This is a genomic window from Ruegeria sp. BHSB064 (genome assembly GCF_059613205.1).
The window spans coordinates 1-20,559 of record NZ_JBXWSB010000008.1 but is presented as its reverse complement, the minus strand read 5'-3'; the positions used below and the strand labels follow the sequence as shown (position 1 = coordinate 20,559).

17 protein-coding genes are annotated in these 20,559 nt (G+C 57.1%); 9 read left to right on the top strand and 8 right to left on the bottom strand.

Going from position 1 to position 20,559, the window contains the following annotated elements:
- The 5 genes from AC2FNU_RS03295 to comD form a co-directional block, all read right to left on the bottom strand.
- A complete protein-coding gene (locus AC2FNU_RS03295) occupies positions 1–1,131 on the bottom strand; it encodes a hypothetical protein (RefSeq protein WP_496784717.1) in 1,131 nt (376 codons plus the stop codon).
- Positions 1,121–4,465, bottom strand: a complete 3,345-nt coding sequence (locus tag AC2FNU_RS03290; protein ID WP_496784715.1) for an adenylate/guanylate cyclase domain-containing protein — start codon at positions 4,463–4,465, stop codon at positions 1,121–1,123. The genes AC2FNU_RS03295 and AC2FNU_RS03290 overlap by 11 nt, the downstream gene beginning before the upstream one ends.
- Positions 4,466–4,824: 359 nt before the next feature.
- Entirely contained in the window at positions 4,825–5,970 is a 1,146-nt protein-coding gene (locus tag AC2FNU_RS03285; RefSeq protein WP_496784713.1) for an alpha-hydroxy acid oxidase, read from the bottom strand.
- A 10-nt stretch (positions 5,971–5,980) separates the two neighbouring features.
- A complete protein-coding gene (gene comE / locus AC2FNU_RS03280; protein ID WP_496784711.1) occupies positions 5,981–6,535 on the bottom strand; it encodes a sulfopyruvate decarboxylase subunit beta in 555 nt (184 codons plus the stop codon).
- Complete coding sequence (gene comD / locus AC2FNU_RS03275; RefSeq protein WP_171095649.1) at positions 6,532–7,038, bottom strand: sulfopyruvate decarboxylase subunit alpha; 507 nt, start codon at positions 7,036–7,038, stop codon at positions 6,532–6,534. The genes comE and comD overlap by 4 nt, the downstream gene beginning before the upstream one ends.
- A gap of 124 nt (positions 7,039–7,162) precedes the next feature.
- Between comD and AC2FNU_RS03270 the strand changes: the two genes are divergently transcribed.
- Positions 7,163–8,071 (top strand): LysR family transcriptional regulator, encoded by a 909-nt coding sequence (locus AC2FNU_RS03270; RefSeq protein WP_496784709.1) that lies wholly within the window; start codon positions 7,163–7,165, stop codon positions 8,069–8,071.
- Here the strand turns inward: AC2FNU_RS03270 and AC2FNU_RS03265 are convergent.
- From AC2FNU_RS03265 to AC2FNU_RS03255, 3 genes are all read right to left on the bottom strand, one after another.
- Positions 8,068–9,333, bottom strand: a complete 1,266-nt coding sequence (locus AC2FNU_RS03265) for an MFS transporter (RefSeq protein WP_496784707.1) — start codon at positions 9,331–9,333, stop codon at positions 8,068–8,070. The genes AC2FNU_RS03270 and AC2FNU_RS03265 overlap by 4 nt on opposite strands.
- Positions 9,334–9,456: 123 nt before the next feature.
- Positions 9,457–10,800, bottom strand: a complete 1,344-nt coding sequence (locus AC2FNU_RS03260) for an MmgE/PrpD family protein (RefSeq protein WP_496784705.1) — start codon at positions 10,798–10,800, stop codon at positions 9,457–9,459.
- 138 nt (positions 10,801–10,938) lie between these two features.
- A complete protein-coding gene (locus AC2FNU_RS03255) occupies positions 10,939–11,541 on the bottom strand; it encodes a helix-turn-helix domain-containing protein (protein ID WP_480800014.1) in 603 nt (200 codons plus the stop codon).
- Between the two features lie 147 nt (positions 11,542–11,688).
- Between AC2FNU_RS03255 and glyA the strand changes: the two genes are divergently transcribed.
- The 8 genes from glyA to AC2FNU_RS03215 all read left to right on the top strand — a co-directional run.
- Entirely contained in the window at positions 11,689–12,942 is a 1,254-nt protein-coding gene (gene glyA, locus AC2FNU_RS03250) for a serine hydroxymethyltransferase (protein ID WP_496784703.1), read from the top strand.
- A gap of 11 nt (positions 12,943–12,953) precedes the next feature.
- Positions 12,954–14,333, top strand: a complete 1,380-nt coding sequence (gene lpdA, locus AC2FNU_RS03245; protein WP_496784701.1) for a dihydrolipoyl dehydrogenase — start codon at positions 12,954–12,956, stop codon at positions 14,331–14,333.
- A gap of 14 nt (positions 14,334–14,347) precedes the next feature.
- A complete protein-coding gene (gene lipA, locus AC2FNU_RS03240) occupies positions 14,348–15,298 on the top strand; it encodes a lipoyl synthase (protein WP_496784700.1) in 951 nt (316 codons plus the stop codon).
- 19 nt (positions 15,299–15,317) lie between these two features.
- On the top strand, positions 15,318–16,724 hold the full coding sequence (locus tag AC2FNU_RS03235; RefSeq protein ID WP_496784698.1) for an alanine/glycine:cation symporter family protein: 1,407 nt from the start codon (positions 15,318–15,320) through the stop codon (positions 16,722–16,724).
- A 79-nt stretch (positions 16,725–16,803) separates the two neighbouring features.
- On the top strand, positions 16,804–17,226 hold the full coding sequence (locus AC2FNU_RS03230) for a universal stress protein (protein WP_496784696.1): 423 nt from the start codon (positions 16,804–16,806) through the stop codon (positions 17,224–17,226).
- Between the two features lie 16 nt (positions 17,227–17,242).
- Positions 17,243–18,337: a glycine cleavage system aminomethyltransferase GcvT gene (gcvT, locus tag AC2FNU_RS03225; protein ID WP_496784694.1), complete on the top strand. Its 1,095-nt coding sequence runs from the start codon at positions 17,243–17,245 to the stop codon at positions 18,335–18,337.
- A gap of 18 nt (positions 18,338–18,355) precedes the next feature.
- The gene (gene gcvH / locus AC2FNU_RS03220; RefSeq protein ID WP_171096793.1) at positions 18,356–18,721 is read left to right on the top strand and encodes a glycine cleavage system protein GcvH; all 366 of its coding nucleotides are present in this window, start codon (positions 18,356–18,358) and stop codon (positions 18,719–18,721) included.
- 114 nt (positions 18,722–18,835) lie between these two features.
- Positions 18,836–20,559: aminomethyl-transferring glycine dehydrogenase (locus AC2FNU_RS03215; protein WP_496784693.1), on the top strand; the 1,724-nt coding region annotated here is incomplete at its 3' end.

The window sequence follows — 20,559 nt, the reverse complement described above, 5'->3', positions numbered from 1 at the left end:
TCACGTGGTTTGAGCGGTGGCTTTGCGCAGCATATCCACCGCTCTTGCAAATTTTGGTCGATCAAGTAGCAGGTTGGCTAAAACAGGATCTGACCAATCAATGTGGTCAAGGGTCGTGGTTATTTCTGCGATGCCATAGTCTTGTTGCGTTGTGACGTTTGATTGCAAAACAGTCTTCAAGGAAGACATTCCAAACGCAAGCAAGTCGTCCGCACGTTGCCCTTTCGGCCCATCAGGCACAGGGTCCCACAGCGAGCCATGAGTCATCCAGCGGCGGGCTGTGTGCAACAGGTTGCTAAAGCCGACATAAAAGCTTCCAACGCCGATATAGTTCTCCAGCGTATAGACGCGGTGTGTGAACTTGCCGGGTAAGAACAGGGTTTCACCAGGGCGGATGATGAACCAGCAGGCGCTTTTCAGGGACAAGAATGCCTCGGCATCGAACCGGGCGCGGGTTGTCACACTGACCCGTTCAACATCGTCCAGACCAGCTGCAAGCCCTTCGTACGTGTCCCACGCGAGCCACAATTTGCTTCCGACGCAGCAATGATTGCAAACTGCCATGTCATCTGAGTGAGAGTCGGTCAGCTTGCCGGCTGTGCTGAACACTGCAGTCAGCATTTCCAACTCGCGAATGTTTTCGGAAGCACCAGACATGAGATTCCACGGTTGCAGGAAATCCACGTCAAAGAATTCGGAAAGCGCGCCGTTTCGAACCGGAAGGTCCGTGACACCCATGATCACTCCGGACTGCCGCCAGCGTTGCAGGATTTCCGCGATACTCAGGTCCCGTTTTTCGTCACTTGTTCCCAATCGAACCGGATAGGTTTCGGAGGCGTTGCATTTACTCAACCGGGTCGCCAACTGCTCTGGTGTGCAGACAACCTCACCGTCGTCTCCCCGCGCTATGGGCTGTGGGAAATCCCGGTAAAGCGCAGGGGTTTGTCTGGCCATGTGGTCGAATAGGTGCCGTTTTTGAAAAGGCGTGGGCTTCAATTCAAGGTCCAACAGCCTTTGCGCAGATCCCTCGGGGAACCGAAGCGCGTTATCGATCTTCCTGAGTTTGCGGAAAAATGCCAGAACGTCGTCTTTCGATTGAGCGGTGTCTGCTTTCTGTTTTTCACGCAACATTCGGTGATCTCCCGCCTAACCGCTCTAGATGTTTCTGTGCTCTTTTCAGGTCGACTGACGGGTTGCTTGTGTCAACTGCGGCAAGTGCCCGCTTGAGGAACACCAGATCGGGCCATCCCGGATCCTGGGTCGACGCGTGATCCGCCATGCTGAGCGCGATTTTGAGCATGAGGCTTGTCGCGCCCTGTTCTTCCGCAAGTGTGAAGGCGTCAAGAAAACACGCGCGCGCGGCATCCCGATCCCTGTTTGAACCCAGCAACAAAAGCTCTCCTTTGACACGCTGCGCTTCAGGTGAGAGCCAGGGTTGTTTGGCGATTATGTCGTCAACCAAATCCAGCCCCACGTTTTTCTCACCTGTTTCAAGATGAACCTTTGCCTCAAGCAAGGTGCAAAACCCTTGCCGCCATGTATTTGACATAAGGGCAAGCCCCTCGTCATGACGCCCCTTTTTCGCAAGCGCCCAGCCTTTCAGATTAAGACTCCACTCGACAAAGAAAGGATAGTTCTGACGTTTCGATTGCCCGATTATGTCGTCGGATACCTCAATCAGGGCATCATATTCGGAACTGAAATGCAGCAGGACCCCACGCATCGCCAGTGAGTAAACAAGCGATTGTTTGTACGCAATTTTCTTCGCCAGTGTAAGCGACCGATCCGCAAAATCAGCGGCCTCTTTCGTGCGACCCATATACCACCGGTTGAGCGACAAAAAAGACAAGCTTTCGACACCGGGGTCTTCGCCGGTCTGGATGGACAGCGATTGAAAGCGTGTGGGATCATAGATCGCGACAGATTCGGAAAGATGTGTTTCGGCCCGGCTATGATCCCCCCGCAACGTAGAGGTTACACCGCACAGATTATGTGCCACTAATTTTGAGACTTCGTCATCTCTTTGTCGGGCGAACTCCAGACAGAGGTCCGCAAGCTCCTGGGCACGTGTGTAGTCCGACCCAACCTGTGCTGAATTCCACATTCCGTACAGAATTTCATGCAGGCAGGTCTTGTCCTCACCGGAATTGGTAAGCTGCCACGCGTCTTCATATGCTTGAACAGTTTCGGGCGCAGTATAGCCTTTCACGCTGGTCAATGCTGCACCATATTTTGTAAGTAACTCAATTTTTTGGCGTTTCTTTTCTCGATCCGGCGGATTGCTGTCGATTAAGGAAAGCGCCTGTTCGAAATGACTAATCGCCTCTGTCGTCGCCGAGTGTTCCATTGCACGGCGCCCAGCGGCCTCCCAGTACTTGAGCGCTTTTTCCTTGTTGTTTGCTCTGCCAAAATGCTGCGCCAGAATTTCTGGCGACTTCTTGACTGCCTCAGTGCTCGAGTTTTCCAAAACAAACCCGATACGTGCATGTAACTCACTCCGTGCTTTGCGCGTGAGGCCATCATAAATGGCATCCTGAACCAACGCGTGTTTAAATTTGAAAACACCGTCTAAGGTGTCCGGAGAATCCGCCAATAGGCCAGCATCGATCAGTACGGTCAGAATGCGGCGGGTTTCGTCGCGGTTTACTCGTGAAATCCTGGACAGAAGAAGCTCGGAAAATTCCCGACCGATAACAGCGGCACAGCCGACGAGTTTTCGTGCCTCAGGGGACCTGTCCAAGCGTGAAAGCAACGAGTCGTATAGCGTTGCCGGGATAGTCACGTAATCACGCTGACCGAAAGTGCCCTGCTTTGCACCTGTGTCGGAAGCCATGTTTGCACAGACGGTCTTGGTCAATTCCTCAAGAAAGAATGGAATACCGTCCGATTTGTGCAGAATCTGCTGTTCCAGTTGTTCTGAAACGGGCATGCCCGGAGACCAGTTTCGGATGATCTGTATGCCCTGTGCGCGGGAAAGCCGGTTGAGCTTCAGACTGAAGACAGATTTCTGGTGATTGATTGCACCGATTTCATCCTGCCGCGATGTAATGACCAGAAACGCTCGGTGATTAGGTATTTCAGCAGCAAGGGCATGCAGAAGCTCCAGTGAAGTTGGGTCTGCCCAGTGCGCGTCTTCAAAAAGGATGATCTTTGGGCGACCATCATTGGAGTGCAGAAGAATTTTGACAAGGCACCTGATACTTTCGGCTTTCTGCCTTTCGGTCGACATTGCCGCAGGGGTGTCCCTGTGCGTGTCGAAGAACAGCATATTCGCAATCGTTTCACGGTCCTGACGATCCTGGATGCCCTTCACGCTCAAAAATGCATATAGCTTTTCCAGTTTCTGCTCATCCGTATCCGCGTCGGTTATATGCGCTTTGGTGGCCACGTAGTCCATCACGGGATGAAGGTAGCTGTTGGAGTAGTAGGACCGACACTCCATCTGCACGGTTTCAGCATCCACTGAGGCGCTCTGCGTCAGGAGACCGGTCGTGATCGCTGATTTCCCGATCCCTGCCTCGCCGGAGACTATTGCGATCTGTCCGTCGCCTTCTACGGTTGTCGCCCACAAGTCATTCAGAATTCCAATTTCGTGGGCGCGGCCAATAATCTCACGAGGAAATTCGCTGCTTTGGCGGGTGGGGCGTTCGCTGCTGCCAACGGCGCCCAGGACTTCGTAGATTTTATGTGGCTCATCAATTCCGCGCAGGGTTATTCCTTCGTGCAGCTGAAAATTGAACCTCTGCCACGCCAAAGAGGCTGTGGTGGAACTTACAAAAACTGAATTCGGCTGCGCCGCACCCTGAAGTCGGGCTGCAAAGTTCGGCGTAAAGCCCAAGATGTCAATATCTTCGGACTTTTCCGTTGTTTTCTTGTTCAACAGAACCTTGCCAGTTGCGATGCCAACCCGCACAGCCAATCTTCTGGAAATTTCAAGGTTTGAGTTTTCGCTGTATTTTTCAATCGCTTTGACAATGTCGAGCCCGGCGTGAATCGCGCGTTCAGCGCCATCTTCATAGGCATGCGGGTGGCCGAAAAAGGCCATCATCCCATCGCCAAGTCTGAAGGCCACAAATCCATCATAGCGTTCGACGGCAGCGGTCCACAGCGCACGGCATTCCGAGATTGCCTCGCTCAAATCCTCTGAGTCGAACGTATTTGAAAGCGCTGTCCACCCAACCAGGTCGCTGAAAAGAACTGTGATCTGGCGATGCTCAGTGGTTGTTTCTGAGCCGGTTTGCGAACTGCGGACAGCAGTGGCGTCAGATTTGGTTTCAAATGACGCCTGGTAGTGCCGCCGGAAACGCAGCCGATCTCCGATTGGAATGCCCAGCTCTACAAAATCTGCATCCGTCAGTTCACCGATCATGTCTGGCTCGATCGCGGCCTTTTTCATGATGTCGGCATATTTCCCCAGCCCGGCTTCGTCCAGCCAACTGGAAAGGGAGGGAATGCTTGATGACATCTCAGACAAATCCTGTGCTTTGGCTCAAATCCATTTTTTTGACGTTTGCACGTCATCACCTTAGCCCAATTTGGCCGGTGGCAGTTAATGTTTCAGTAAATTAATCTTCTTTGAATTGTGCTTTAGTACCCCTAATTGGTTGAGAATTCTAGGCTCTTGTCTGACAACCTTTGGGATTGTTGCTTTAGCGCAGGTTGATGTTGGCCCCGATTCCAGGTGTGCCCCGCTGACTGTATCGAGCTGTTCGGGGCTTAAGATGTTGAAACGTCTACAACGGAAGCTGATCGGTTGTCTGTGACCCAGTTTACGACACCATTGTCTGAATCTTGGGTCTGACAAACAGAACCCAGAAAAATTGACTACGCTGTCGATCCTTGTGTGGACCTGTCGGAAAGGCCGAGGCACTGTCCAAGCTGTGCGGGCAGGGGCGATGTGGCGCCTATTTGTGCCAGTGTCAGGCTGGTTTCCCGCGATATCACATTCCACAAGTCCCGCAGCCCTGCCTCGCCCTTCGCGGCGATTGCGTATAACAGGATACGTCCCAAAAAGGTGAAGTCAGCCCCCGAAGCCAATACTTTCACGACGTCTTCGCCACTGCGCAAACCGCTGTCGTAGAAAAGGGGGAAATCCGGTCCAACGGCCCGGCGGATTTCGGGCAGCGCCAAAACTGGGGGAATTGCTGCGTCCAGTTGACGACCGCCATGGCTTGAAACTTGAATGGCATCTACCCCAGCCTGTTTCAGGTGCAGCGCGTCTTCGGTATCCAGAACACCTTTTACAACCAGCTTGCCTTCCCATCGGTCACGCAGTCGAGCAAGGTAATCCCAATCAGCACGGGCGCGGGATTCGGTGCGGTCAAAAGTGCCGTCTGGGAAATTTGCCATTTGTGGTTTGCCGCGGAAAAGGGTGTTTAGCGACCAGCGTGGATGCAAGGCGAAATCGAGAAATTGCAGTGGTCCGATCCGAAACGGCATCTTGAAGCCATGGCGCAGTTCGCGCGGGCGACGACCGACCTCAGGCACGTCCAGCGTCAGAACCAATGTGCGATAGCCCGCAGTCCTGGCGCGATCCACAAGGGTCATGGCGCTGCTGCCATCGCCGCTGAAATACAGTTGGAACCAGGCGTGGCCATCAGCCACTTCGATGATCTTTTCCAACGGAGTCGATGCCACGGTCGAAACCCCATGCGGGATTTTGTAGTCGGCGGCCAGACGTGCCAGCATAAGGTCCGCCCCGGGTGCTGCCAGATTACACATACCCATGGGAGAGATACCAAACGGCCTGGCAGCGGATTGGTCAAAGACGGGCAGCTCAAGGCTGCGATCGCTGACATCCACCAGTACCCGTGTGCGCAGGCGAATGTCCTGCAAGGCGCGCCGGTTCAACTCCGCGCCGTGCTCTTCACCCGCGTTACCATCCATATAATCAAACACCATCCAAGGCAGACGCCGACGGGCGATCCGCCTGGCATCCGCGCTGGAATGGATCTGGCCGGACGGCAGCATGATCGGGACCTCAGGCCTGAACAGCTTTCATGAAGCGATCACGGATCACCACCGGGTCCATAGTGATGACGGGCATCTTGGCATTGCCGCTTTCGCATTTGGCCACGATGATGGTCATCTTGTTTCCGGCGAGTGCGTCTTCGACCGCCTGTTTTGTATCCTCGGCCCGGCATTCGACAACGTTTTCGCAACCGCAGGCCGAAGCGACTGCCGCCAAAGAGGTTTTCTGCCCCGCATAGGTCGGCTGATCACCGGTCGAACCATATGATCCGTTATCAACGATCAGCAGGATGAAATTGTCGGCCACGTTATTCGCGATCGTGGGTAAAGTGCCGAAATTAGTCAGAACCGAGCCGTCGCCGTCGATGGCAATCACCTTTTTGTCCTGAGCCAGCGCCAAACCCAACCCGATGCTTGAGGCTAGTCCCATTGTTCCCAGCATGTAGAAATTGGTTGGCTGATCGTCGATGGCGTGCAGCTCCTGGCTGGGGATGCCGATATTGCAGACCACCAAATGGTCGCGGATGACAGGGGCGATATCTTTCAGAATCTCAGAGCGGATCATTGGTCTCCGTAGCCTCCCCAGAAGGATGCGTCGGTCAGAATGGCGACCGGCTTGTTGCACATGAAGGTGTATTTCAGGATCGTATCCAGCTCGTCCGCGTCACTTTCCTTGTGAAAATGATACGTAGGGATGTTGAGTTGAGCCAGAAGTGCTTTGGTGTGCACCGCCATTTCAACCTGACAGGCCACTGGCTCGCGCAGCTCACCCCTGTATGAGATCAGCATGGGCAACGGCATCCGGTAGTATTGGATCAACGTGGCCAGCGTGTTGATCGTCACGCCGATGGCGGTGTTCTGCATGATGATGGCGGGTCGTTTGCCCCCCATCCAGGCCCCGGCACACAGGCCCATGCCTTCGTCTTCTTTGTTGGAGGGGATGTGAAAAATCTCGGGGCGCGCTTCGACCTCGTCGATGACACCGGCCAACTGCTTGCACGGTACGGTAGTCACGAAACTGATGTCGTTGGCCACCAGATCATCAACGATTTTGCTGTGGATAGACATTGTCGGTTCCTCTGTTCACTGACATTCATATCGCGCAAAACCTATGCTTTACTCAATTTAAAAATACTTTATCTTAAATAAAGAATTGGCTTAGATCCTTTTCTGGTCATACCCGAGTGGTTTCATGAGCATCACGCTGTACAAAACCCTGATTGCAATCGCTGAGACGGGCAGTTTTGCTGCGGCTGCTGACAAGGTCTATGTGTCTCAGGCGGCGGTTGGGCAGCAGATGAAGCGGCTCGAGGATCAACTGCAGATCACATTGTTCGACCGCAGCCAACGCACGCCCAGGCTCAATCAAACTGGTTGGGCGCTGGTGCCCAAGGCAAAAGAGCTGGTTCGTGCCTATGATACAATCCTGGACGGTGTGGCGGGTGACGCTGCCTTTGGCGGCGAGTTCAATCTTGGAGCTGTGTCATCGACGATCCGCAGACTGATCCCGCTCACTGTCCGCCGCTTGTTGGAAACCTACCCCGAACTCAAGGTCCATGTGACATCGGCTTTGTCCGGAGACCTGCAGACACAGGTTGAGCGCGGGGTGATCGACGCGGCAGTATTGAGTTCGCCGGAAGCCCTGACTTCAGAACTGGAATGGCATCCTTTTGCGGATGAAGAACTGGTGCTGGTGACCTCTCCTGATGTGACCGATACCGATCCGACCCGAATCCTTGCAGAGCAACCCTTTGTCCGTCACGCCCGGGATGGGATGGTGGGTGTTCTGGCCGACACTTGGCTTGCCCGGAACGGATTCCGGGTGAGATATGCCATGGAAATGAAATCCTTGGAGGATCTTACAAGCATGGTGGCACATAACTTGGGTGTTTCAATCGTACCGAACTTGTGTATGCCGGATCCGGAGTTCGGGCGGTTGCGTAAGATACCTCTGGACGGCAAACCCGTTTCCCGGGCGCTTGGTGTCTTGCTGCGCGCCGATAGCCCCAGAAAGCGGCTAATCAACCTGTTTGTTGACGAAATCCGTACGTCTGTGGTGCAGCGCCCGGCTGTGCCCGGCGACGATGCGGCGCGGCACTAGGTTTTATCCACGCGGTCATCCCCGACAATGCCAGCCTCTTCTTCCTGAACCAAGGTTTCGGCTTGCAAGACACCGGGTTGTGCTGCGCCGATGATACCGACAACCTGCACTTCACCGGTCTCAGACGGTGCGGCGACCTGAAAGCGCCGGATTAACGCAATAAGCGCAACAGAAAGCCCGATGCCGGCCAAGAGCACCTGTAACCCGCGGCCTCCGAACAATGATATGGCGTTTGGGCCCAACATGGTTCCGACCAGTAGCCCGATGTTCAGTAGCAGAACCATGGTGCCACTGGCGGGTACGATTTGGGACAATCGAAGTTGATCATTCGCATGTGCGGTCAGGATCGAATAAGTCGGGTACAACCCGATGGCGATCGCTACAAAGCCGTAAACGATAAATGAGGGAGACATGTTGACAGCCATCCATGCGCCTGACACCGCAACGATAACACCCAAGCCGATGACAACGTAGCGCCTGTCAGTGTGATCGGATATCCATCCCACAGGGTATTGAACAACGGCACCGGCGATCAGTGCTGCCACCAAGGCACCCGATGCCTGTGCGGCTGAAAACCCTTGTTGCAAGGCATACAAAGGCAAGGTGATGTAATGTGCCGAGACGCCGATACTGACCAGCACAATGCCAATTACAGCGATGGGCGAGACCTTGTATAACCGGGTCACAGGCATGCGTTCCGGAACCGTATACTCTGGCGCTTTGTTGCCTGAAAGAAGCAGCGGTACGATAGACAAAGAAATAAGGATCGAGACGGTTCCGAACAGCAGATTGCCCGTTGGATCTGGAAAGCCAACAAGCGCGGTACCCAACGCAGGCCCTGCGAGCTGGATAATGAAGTAGAGCGACAGCACTTGCGCACGCGTGTTGTTGTCGGATTTTGCGTTCAGCCAGCTTTCGGTGATCACATAGAGGCCTGGGTAGCAGAATCCGCCCAGGAAGCGCATGACGCTCCAACTGATGGCGTCGCTGGTCAGCAGATGTACGATTGCCGCGATGGATACCAACGACGCAAGCGCCGAAAAGGCCCGAATATGCCCGACGTTTTCCACGAGGCGCGGGGCCATCGCCGTTCCCGCAAGCGCGCCCAGCGGATAACTGGCCTGCATGACAGAGATCGTAAAGTCGCTAAATCCTAGGCTTGCCCCGCGAATTGTAAGCAGAGTTGCCAACAGGCCATTGGCGACCATCAGCATGAGCATCCCTAAGAACAGGGCCCAGTTTTCATTTAATGCGCGTATCATGCCCCATGGCTATTGCGGACCAGATTTGGAATATACCAATCCCGCGACATGCAAATGTCGCGACGAGCCACTGGCAAATTTTTCAAAAACAATCCGGCACGTTGCCAGTCTTTCAGGGTGCGCTCAGACCGGAAGACAGCAGAGATCCAACAGTCGCTTGAAGCCAGCGCTATCAAGCTCGTCGAACTGCAGCGCCAGCTCTGCGATCTCTTGAGCACGTTCCGTGCCAAGCACAGGGTCAGCAAGGTCGTGGAATTTGGCTCGAATCTCAGCGTCGCTGAGGGGCAAATCCGCGTCTCCTCGCGGTGTTCGGGGGGCATCCTGAATACGGCGGCCATCGTTCAACACCAAAGTGACCTGAGCCCAGCGTTTGTCGGTGCTGATGCGGGTCATCTCGGGGTCGTCAATCAGCTCAATGGTACGGCTGACGCGCAGGATGTCCGGGTCGCGCAGGGCTGCGGCGCTCAACTCTTCGATCCCAACTTTGCCACGCACAATCATTGCAGCCACCGGAAACGCGATCGCATAGGCAAATTCGTCCTGATTTGCAGGCTCATGCCCAGCCAGACGGGTGGCGTAATGGAAGGTGCGGATTTCGACGCGCTCAATCTGGGTATGAGACAGGTTGTGGAGACGCATCATCTCTTTGACGGAATCGAGTGACGGATGTGCCCAGCGACAACAGGGATACGCTTTGTAATGTGTGTGATCGACCAATCGCCAGCCAGATCCCAAATCAGCCCAGAACGCTGCTGCGTCCTCGCCCTCACAGGTCAGGGCAGGGGCGCCAGTAAAGCCTTCCATCGCAAGGTAAGCGGCTGTAACGCCAGACGGCGCCCCCCATCCAACCCCATCCCGCACCATAGTCGGGTGATCAATGCATCGCATCATCTGACTGCGCGGGCCGTGGTATTCCCCTATGCCAGCCGCTTGGCGGATTTGCTCGGCCGTTCCTCCAAGCAACTTGACACCTGCTGCCGCAACGCCAACGGCGGTCCAGGCCCCGGATGTGTGGTAGTCAGCGCAGGTTGCATGTTGAGCCAACCCGGCGCGGTAGGAGAGTTCGTAAGCGGCGGCCAGAATCTCGGCAAAGCGGCGACCACTTATTTGTGGAGCGCTGGCTTGAGCCATAGCGATCAGTGCGGGGAAGATCGCTGACCCCGCATGACCCTTGCAGGGTGTTGTGCCGTCATGGGCGTCGATACTGTCCACAGTGAACGCCCCGGCCATAGCTGCGCCAACCGGGCTGACCGTCCGACCATCCATAAGCATCTGTGACTGTCCGGCCCCGCCCGCGCCAAAAATCAGCGGGGCGACACGTCGCGCGATATCTGACAGTTCTGTAGTGGATCCGACAGCTGCCACCCCCATCGTATCGAGAAATGATCTGCGCAGCGTCCACAGTGCTTCTTCAGGCAGATCATCGTAGTGCAAGGCAGCGGCGAACGCGTCAAATCTCTGGCTCATGGAATAATGTCCTCGCAAACACAGGCCCTGGTGAAGCGACCATTATCCCGCGCGGATCGAAAAACAAGACGTTGCTATTTCGGTTTGACAGTTAGCGAGTTTGACTAGGAACATTCAGCTTCCTGGGTCAATGCGAGTTCACTCCAGCGACACCCAGAGGACTTTTGCGTCTTCCTTGCTGGTCGAAATACAGCCATGCCCCATCCCACTGTCATAATACAGTGAATCCCCGGCTTTCATCGGCAGAGGCCGGTAATGTTCCGACAAAAAGATCAGCTCACCGCTTAGAACATACATGAATTCCTCACCGGAATGGCGTACCAGCGGATCGAACTCGGACATGTCCCGTGCCCGGATCGTCGCGATATAGGGCAACATGCGTTTGCTGGTCAGGTCCGAACACAGCAGTTCGTGCAGGTAGGTCGCGGTTTCCCGCGTCTCGCCCTGACCTTTGGCTGTGAAATCGCGCCGGCCTGATATGCCGGATTGGCCCGTTTCCAAGAACAGCTGTGGTGGGTTCATATCCAACGCCTGGGTCAGTCGGCGCACGATCTCGAAGCTGGGCTTGGTCTGGTTGTTTTCAATTTTCGACAAGGTCGACCGACCGATTCCCGCAGCGCGCCCGGCCTCTTCCAAAGTCCAGCCTTTTTCCCGCCGTGCATCGCGAATGGACCGGCCCAACGCCGCGCCTTCGTCCTCTTCGTCCTGAACAGAACCTTCATTCCAATGGTCGTCGCCCATCAAATTTCTCCCAATTTATCGCAGGTTACAGAGTTCTCTGTAATCACGCAACATCACGAATATGAGAAATATGTTGCCTTAAGGAGCAAAATTCCACTATAGGAAACAAAGTTTCGAACCGAGGATTCGAAAGCGGAGGAGAAAACCATGTTCAAAACGTCGCTGAAAGAGGCCGATCCTGTCATCGCTGCGTCGATTGACCGCGAGGGCGCACGCCAGGCCGAGCAGATTGAGCTTATCGCATCCGAGAACATCGTCTCTCAGGCCGTGATCGAAGCGCAGGGCTCGGTTCTGACTAATAAGTATGCCGAAGGCTATTCGGGCCGACGCTATTATGGCGGGTGCGAGTATGTCGACGAAGTCGAATCCGAAGCCATTGAACGGCTGAAAAAGCTGTTTGGCTGTGAATATGCAAACGTTCAGCCCCATTCGGGTGCGCAGGCCAATGGCGCGGTCAAACTGGCGCTACTGCAACCCGGCGACACCATTTTGGGTATGTCGCTGGATGCGGGCGGGCATCTGACCCATGGCGCAAAACCGGCGCAATCCGGCAAATGGTTCCGTCCGATCCAGTATGGCCTGACCGAAGCTGGCCTGGTCGATTACGATCAGGTTGAGGCGCTGGCCAAAGCAGAAAAACCCAAACTGATCATCGCGGGCGCGTCGGCCTATTCGCAAAAGATCGACTTCGCCCGCTTCCGCGCCATCGCTGATGAGGTTGGTGCCTGGTTGCTGGCTGACATGGCGCATATCGCGGGTCTGGTCGCAACCGGTCTGCACCCTTCGCCCATCGGTCACGCGCATGTGGTGACGTCGACCACGCACAAAACGCTGCGCGGCCCGCGTGGCGGCATCATCCTGACCAATGACGAAGCATTGGCGAAAAAGATCAACTCAGCGGTGTTCCCGGGCCTGCAAGGTGGTCCGCTGATGCATGTGATCGCTGGTAAGGCCGTGGCTTTCGGCGAAGCACTGAAACCCGAATTCAAGGACTACATGCAGCGCGTGGTCGATAGTGCTTCGGCTCTGGCAGACGTCATGATTGCGCGCGGGTGTGACATCGTTTCCGGCGGCACCGAGAACCACCTGATGCTGGTCGATCTACGCCCAATCGGCGTAACCGGCAAAGATGCCGAAGCCGCGCTGGAGCGTGCGGGGTTCACCTGCAACAAGAACAGCGTTCCAGGCGATCCGCAAAAGCCGACAATCACCAGCGGTATTCGTCTGGGTACCGCTGCTGGATGCAGCCGGGGCTTTGGACCGGAAGAGTTTAAACAGATCGGCAACCTGATCGGTGACGTTCTGGATGCACTCGCCAAATCTCCGGAAGGCGATGCCGCCGTTGAACAGGCAACCCGCGCCCAAGTCCGCGCGCTCTGCACTAGCTACCCGATTTACTGAAAGACGACGAAATGAGCTATGACCTGATTGTCATCGGTGGTGGACCAGGCGGTTACGTTGCTGCCATCCGCGCAGCCCAGCTAGGCCTGAAAGTGGCGTGTGTCGAAGGGCGCGGGGCACTGGGTGGCACGTGTCTGAATGTGGGGTGCATACCCTCCAAAGCGTTGCTGACCTCCTCGGCCAAATTTGCCGAACTCTCCCATCTCTCCTCCCATGGCATTGCGGTCGGGGAGGCCAGCATCAATGTCCCCGAAATGATGGGACGCAAGGACAAGATCGTTGGCGACCTGACCAAAGGCATCGCGTTTCTGTTCAAGAAAAACGGCGTTGATCTGATCGAAGGCTGGGCCAGCATTCCGGCGGCAGGACAAGTCAAAGTGGGCGATGACGTCCACGAGGCCAAGAACATCCTGATTGCTACAGGGTCCGAGCCAACCCCATTGCCCGGGATCGAGATTGACGAGCAGAACGTCCTGAGTTCGACCGGCGCGATTGCGTTGGACAGCGTGCCGGATCATCTGGTGGTGATCGGAGCTGGCGTGATTGGTTTGGAACTGGGTCAGGTCTGGGCGCGATTGGGCGCGAAAGTTACGGTTGTTGAGTATCTGGATCGCATCCTGCCCGGCATTGATGGTGAAATAGCCAAATTGGCGCAGCGCGCGCTCAGCAAGCGCGGTTTGAAGTTCCAGTTGGGGCGTGCCCTGAAATCCGTTGAAGAAACCGAGACTGGTTTGACGTTGACCGTGGATCGTGTGGGTAAAGACAAAGAAGAGGTGATCGAGGCCGACAAGGTCCTGATCGCCGTTGGTCGCCGCCCCGTTACACGCGGGCTGGGCCTTGAAGAGCTTGGCGTCGCTGTAAACCCGCGCGGCTTTATTGAAGTTGACGGCACGTTCCAGACCTCGGTCCCTGGCGTCTATGCGATCGGTGATTGTGTTCCCGGCCCGATGCTGGCGCACAAAGCCGAAGAGGACGGCGTTGCCTGTGTTGAAATGCTGGCGGGTGAAACGGCTCACGTCGATTACAACACCGTTCCGGGTGTAGTCTACACCGACCCAGAGGTCGCCTCGGTTGGCCTAACCGAAGAAGCGTTGAAAGAGGCCGGTACAGAATACTCGGTTGGCAAGTTCGCCTTCATGGCCAACTCGCGCGCGCGGTCTACTGGTGAAACCGATGGCGCGGTCAAAGTTCTGGCCGATCCCAATGGCACCATCCTGGGCGCGCATATCTGCGGGGCTCATGGCGGCGATCTCATTGCCGAGCTGGTACTGGCCATGACCAAAGGCGCTACCGTGTCCGAGGTCGCCTCCACCTGTCATGCACACCCGGCTATGGGCGAGGCGGTCAAAGAAGCCTGTCTCGACGCCATGGGCCGCGCAATTCACGCGTAAAAGGGGACCGCCAGATGACCATCCAGCTTCGCCCTCGCCATCCTGAAAAGGCCAAGAAGGCTGACAGTGTCATCCCGCGCAAACCCAAGTGGATTCGCAAGAAAAAGGGTGACAGCACCGAGTATTACGAAACCCGTCGCCTGATGCGCGAGCACAATCTTGCCACCGTTTGTGAAGAGGCCGCCTGCCCGAACATTGGCGAGTGCTGGTCCAAGCGCCATGCCACCATGATGATCATGGGCGAGGTCTGCACACGCGGCTGTTCCTTCTGCAACGTCGCCACGGGCCGCCCGGATGCATTGGATGCGTTCGAGCCCGGCCGGGTTGCGGCAGCGGTCAAGAAACTGGGCCTGCGTCATGTGGTGATCACTTCGGTCGACCGCGATGATCTGGACGATGGCGGGGCCGAGCATATCGCGCAGACCATTCGCGCCGTACGTCATCAGAACCCCGGCACCACGGTTGAGGTTTTGACCCCTGATTTTCTTGGAAAGGGCTCTGCCTCAGATATTGTATTTGAGGCCGCACCGGACGTTTTCAACCACAATCTGGAAACTGTGCCGCATCTTTACCCAACGGTACGTCCCGGCGCGCGGTATTATACTTCGCTGCGCCTTCTGGACGATGCAAAACGCGCCAACCCCGAGATTTTCACTAAATCCGGCCTGATGGTGGGCCTGGGGGAAACACTCACGGACGTACGTCAGGTCATGGACGATCTGCGTGCTGCGCAGGTCGATTTTCTGACTGTTGGTCAGTACCTGCAACCCACTCCGAAACACCATCCAATTGACCGGTTCTGGACGCCGGAAGAGTTTGCCCAGCTGGAACAAATCGCACGTTCCAAGGGCTTCCTGCACGTGTCGGCAACCCCGCTGACCCGTTCATCGTTCCATGCGGACGAAGACTTCGCTGCCCTAAGGCAGGCCCGGCAACGGGCCGTCGCCAACGGGGCACAAACCTAACGCAAATGGGAGGGATACCATGGAAGCGTTAACTTCAATCACAGGGGCCATCAATGGCGTCGTATGGGGGCCTTGGATGCTGGCTCTTATCCTCGGCGTCGGCTTCTTCCTGCAGGTGGGCCTGAAATTTATGCCGATCCTGCGCATCGGCAAGGGCTTTAGCCTGCTGTTCCAGGGCCGGGAAGGTCAGGGCGAAGGGCAGATCAGCCCGTTCAACGCGCTGATGACCTCGCTGTCGGCCACCATCGGTACAGGTAACATCGCTGGTGTGGCCACTGCTGTCTTCCTGGGCGGTCCGGGCGCCTTGTTCTGGATGTGGATGACCGCCCTGGTGGGCATGGCCACCAAATATGCCGAAGCCGTCTGCGCGGTGAAATACCGCGAGAAGGACGAGCTGGGCAACTATGTCGGCGGCCCGATGTACTACATCAAAAACGGTCTGGGTGCGAAATGGGCCTGGCTGGGCGTTGCCTTCGCCCTGTTCGGTGGCATCGCAGCCTTCGGCATCGGTAACGGTGTGCAGGCCAACGGTGTGGCACAGGTTCTGGAAGCCAATTTCGGCCTGAACACATCCGTCACCGGTGTTGTGCTGATGGTTCTGACCGCAGCTGTGATCCTGGGTGGCATTACCCGCATCGGTGCTGTTGCTGGTAAACTGGTTCCGTTCATGGCCGTGGCCTATATCCTCGCCGGTCTGCTGGTTCTGCTGCTGAACATCGGTTCAATCGGCGCAGCCCTTGCTGATGTGTTCGCCTACGCCTTCACCCCTTGGGCCGCCAAAGGTGGCGCAGCCGGTGCAGCGGTTTGGCTGGCCATCCGCTTTGGTGTTGCACGCGGTGTGTTCTCGAACGAAGCCGGTCTGGGCTCCGCCCCGATTGCACACGCAGCGGCCGAGACCAAAGGTCCGGTCAACCAGGGCCTGATCGCGATGCTGGGTACGTTCATCGACACCATCATCGTGTGCTCGATCACCGGTCTGGCGATCATCGCCTCGGGTGCTCTGGACGCATCGGTCGAGCTGTTCAACCAGGATCCGGAACTGGGTATTTCTGGTGCCGCGCTGACGTCGCTGGCGTTCGAAACCACCCTGCCGGGCGTTGGTGGGTATCTGATCGCAATCGCTCTGTCGATCTTTGCCTTCACCACCATCCTTGGCTGGTCGTTCTACGGCGAGAAATGTGTCGAGTTCCTGCTGGGTGTCAAATCGCTGATCCCCTACCGCATCCTTTGGATCATCATGATCTACTTCGGTGCAACTGCGGATCTGGGCTTCATCTGGCTGCTGGCAGACACGCTGAACGCAATGATGGCACTGCCGAACCTGATCGCTCTGATCCTGCTGAGCCCGGTCGTCTTCAAACTGACGAAAGAGTTCTTTGCAACCAACGGTCAGTCCGAAGAACCCGGCGGTAAGCCCGCCGAGTAATCCGGATCTGAGAAACCACGGAGGGCCATCCCGGCCCTCCAACTTCGAAACAGAATTCCATAACTCGAGGAGAGACGTGATGGCCACGAAAATCCTGCTGCCCATTGATCACACCGACGACCGCTCGTGGAAGAACGCCCTGCCGCTCGCGCTGGAACAGGCCAAGTTCTACGGTGCCGAACTGCACGCAGTTGCCGTCATCCCCGAGATCATCAAGCTGCCCAACCTGCCCGCCAATTATGGTGCTGGCGCAAAGGACCATGTGCGCGGTGCGGTCCAGGCAATCCTGGATCACGGCAATGCCTCTGACGTGCAGGTCCACGTCGAAGAAGGCAGCGTTTACCGCGAAATCCTGAAACTCGCCTACAAAGACGGTTTTGACCTGATCATCATGGCCTCGACCAAAGGCGACTTCCCGAACTACGAGATCGGCCCGAACCTGGCCCGTGTCGTGCGCAATGCGCATTGCACAGTCACAGTCGTTCGCGACCAGTCCCGTTGATTGAAAGGTTTGTACGATGACCGAGATTAGACGCACGCCTCTCCATTCGTTGCATGTTGAGTTGGGAGGTAAGATGGTTGGTTTTGCGGGTTGGGAGATGCCTGTTCAGTATCCGATGGGGATTATGGGAGAGCATAAGCAGTGTCGTGAGAAGGCGGCGTTGTTTGATGTGTCTCACATGGGTCAGGTGATTTTGCGCGGTGAGAATGTGGGAGAGAAGCTGGAAGCTTTGTGCCCTCAGGCTTATGCGACGCTGAAGGAAGGCAAGGCGCGGTACGGGTTCTTCACCAATGCTGAAGGCGGGATCATGGATGACCTGATCGTGTCGAATGCGGGGGATCATTACTTTGTGGTGGTGAACGCGGCGCTGCGGCATCAGGACATTCCGCATATGCGTGACAACCTGGACGGCGTCGAAGTGACCGAGATCTTCGACCGCGCGCTGGTGGCCGTGCAAGGCCCCGCAGCGGAAAACGTGGTTGGGGAACTCTGCCCTGCCGCGCGTGATCTGAAGTTCATGGAAACCACGGTGGCCGATATCAACGGCGTTGAATGCCGCATCTCGCGTCTGGGCTATACCGGCGAGGACGGGTATGAGATCTCGATCCCCGAGGACAAGGCGATCGAGATCACCCGCGCGTTCCTGGCGCATGAGGATTGCGAACCGGCGGGTCTGGGCGCGCGCGACAGCCTGCGGCTCGAGGCGGGTCTGTGCCTTTATGGCAATGACATTGATCAGAGCACCTCGCCGGTCGAGGCGTCTTTGGGCTGGGCGATGCAGAAGCGCCGCAAGGAAGAAGGCGGGTTCCCGGGCGCCGAGCGTGTGCAAAAGGAACTGGCCGAGGGCGCGGCGCGCAAGCTGGTGGGCATCAAGCCCGAAGGCCGGGCACCGGCGCGTCAGGGCGTCGAGGTGCAATGCCTTGAGGGCAACACGATTGGTCAGATCACCTCGGGCAGCTTTGGCCCCACGGTGGGTGGCCCGGTTGCGATGGGCTATGTGAGCAAAGGCCATGGCGCGCCCGGCGAGAAGGTGAACCTGATCATCCGGGGCAAGGCGCAACCGGCCGAGATCGTGGCGCTGCCCTTCGTCACACAGAATTACAAGCGTTGAAGTCAGGAGAGAGACAAGATGGCAACCTATTATTCCGAAGAACATGAATGGCTGACCGTTGAGGGCGACACCGCCACGCTGGGCATCACCAAACACGCGGCTGAACAGCTGGGTGAGGTGGTGTTTGTCGAGCAGCAGGAAGTGGGCGACGAGTTCGAGAAAGACGGCGAGATCGGCGTGATCGAATCCGTCAAGGCGGCCTCGGAACTTTACGCCCCGGTCGATGGCGAGATCGTTGAAGTGAACGAAGCGCTGGCCGACAACCCCGGCGCGCTGAACGACGACCCCGAGGGCGAAGCCTGGATCTACAAGGTCAAGATTGCGGACGCGTCGCAGCTTGAAGACCTGATGGACGAGGCCGGATACAAAGCCTTCATCGGCTGACCCAAACCCGGAGCCCCGCCTTTGGGGCTCCCCCGCTTCATCTTTTTCCAAATACTCCCGCCGGAGGCTCCCGCAGTCTCCGCCGGCCCTGACCTATCCGTGAGGAGCGCAAAGATGGCCTTCAAACTGACCGACTACGAAGCCTATGACTTCGCCAATCGCCGCCACATTGGCCCGTCGCCCACCGAGATGCGCGACATGCTCAAGGTGATCGGCTTCAAGACGCTGGACGAACTGATCGACGCCACCGTCCCACCCGCGATCCGGCAGAAAGAGCCGCTGGACTGGGGTCCGGCGATGACGGAACGCGATGCGCTGTTCCACATGAAAGAGGTGGCGAGCAAGAACAAGGTTCTGACCTCGCTGATCGGTCAGGGATACTATGGCACCACCACGCCCGCGCCGATCCTGCGCAACATCCTGGAAAACCCGGCCTGGTACACCGCCTACACGCCGTACCAGCCCGAGATCAGCCAGGGCCGACTTGAGGCGCTGCTGAACTTCCAGACCATGGTCTCTGACCTGACCGGGCTGGACGTGGCCAACGCATCCCTGCTGGACGAAGCCACTGCGGCTGCCGAAGCGATGGCCATGGCCAAGCGCGGCGGGCGTTCGAAAGCCAACAACGCAGCCTTCTTTGTCGACAAGAACTGCCACCCGCAGACCATCGCGGTGATCAAAACCCGCGCCGAGCCTCTGGGCATCGACGTTCAGGTGGGTGATCCCGACAGCCTGGACGCCGGAGCCGTCTTTGGTGCGATCTTCCAGTATCCCGGCACCCACGGTCACGTGCGCGACTTCACATCGGAAATCGCGGCCCTGCACGAACATAAAGCCATCGCCATCGTCGCTGCCGACATCCTGTCGCTGGCGCTGCTGAAGTCACCGGGCGAGATGGGCGCGGATATCGCCATCGGCTCGACCCAGCGCTTTGGCGTTCCGATGGGCTATGGCGGCCCGCACGCCGCCTATATGGCAACCACCGACAAGCTGAAGCGCTCGATGCCGGGCCGGATCATCGGTGTGTCGATCGACAGCCGTGGCAACAAGGCCTACCGCCTGTCGCTGCAAACCCGCGAGCAGCATATCCGGCGTGAGAAAGCCAACTCGAACGTCTGCACCGCGCAGGCGCTGCTGGCGGTCATTGCCTCGATGTATGCGGTCTATCACGGCCCCGATGGCATCAAGGCCATCGCGCAATCGGTGCACCGCAAGACCTCGCGCCTGGCCGCTGGTCTGGAAGAGGCAGGCTTCTCGGTCGAACCGGAAGTGTTCTTCGACACCATCACGGTTGAGGTCGGCCATCTGCAGAAGACCGTCATGGAAGCTGCCGTGGCGCGCGGTGTCAACCTGCGTAAAGTTGGCGAGACCAAGGTCGGCATCAGCCTGGACGAACAGACCCGCCCCGAGACCATCGAGGCCGTCTGGGGTGCCTTCGGCATCGACCGCACCGATGACAGCTCGAACAAGCAATACCGCCTGCCGGACTATGCGCTGCGGGAAAGCGAATACCTGACCCACCCGATCTTCCACAAGAACCGGGCCGAGGCCGAGATCACGCGTTATATGCGCCGTCTGGCCGACCGTGATCTGGCGCTGGACCGGGCGATGATCCCGCTGGGCTCGTGCACCATGAAGCTGAACGCCACGATCGAGATGATCCCGGTCACCTGGCCCGAGTTTGGCAATCTGCACCCGTTCTGCCCCGAAGATCAGGCGCAGGGCTATCACGAGATGATTGCCGACCTGAACGACAAGCTGTGCCAGATCACCGGTTATGACGCGATCTCCCAGCAGCCCAACTCAGGCGCGCAGGGCGAATATGCGGGCCTGCTGAC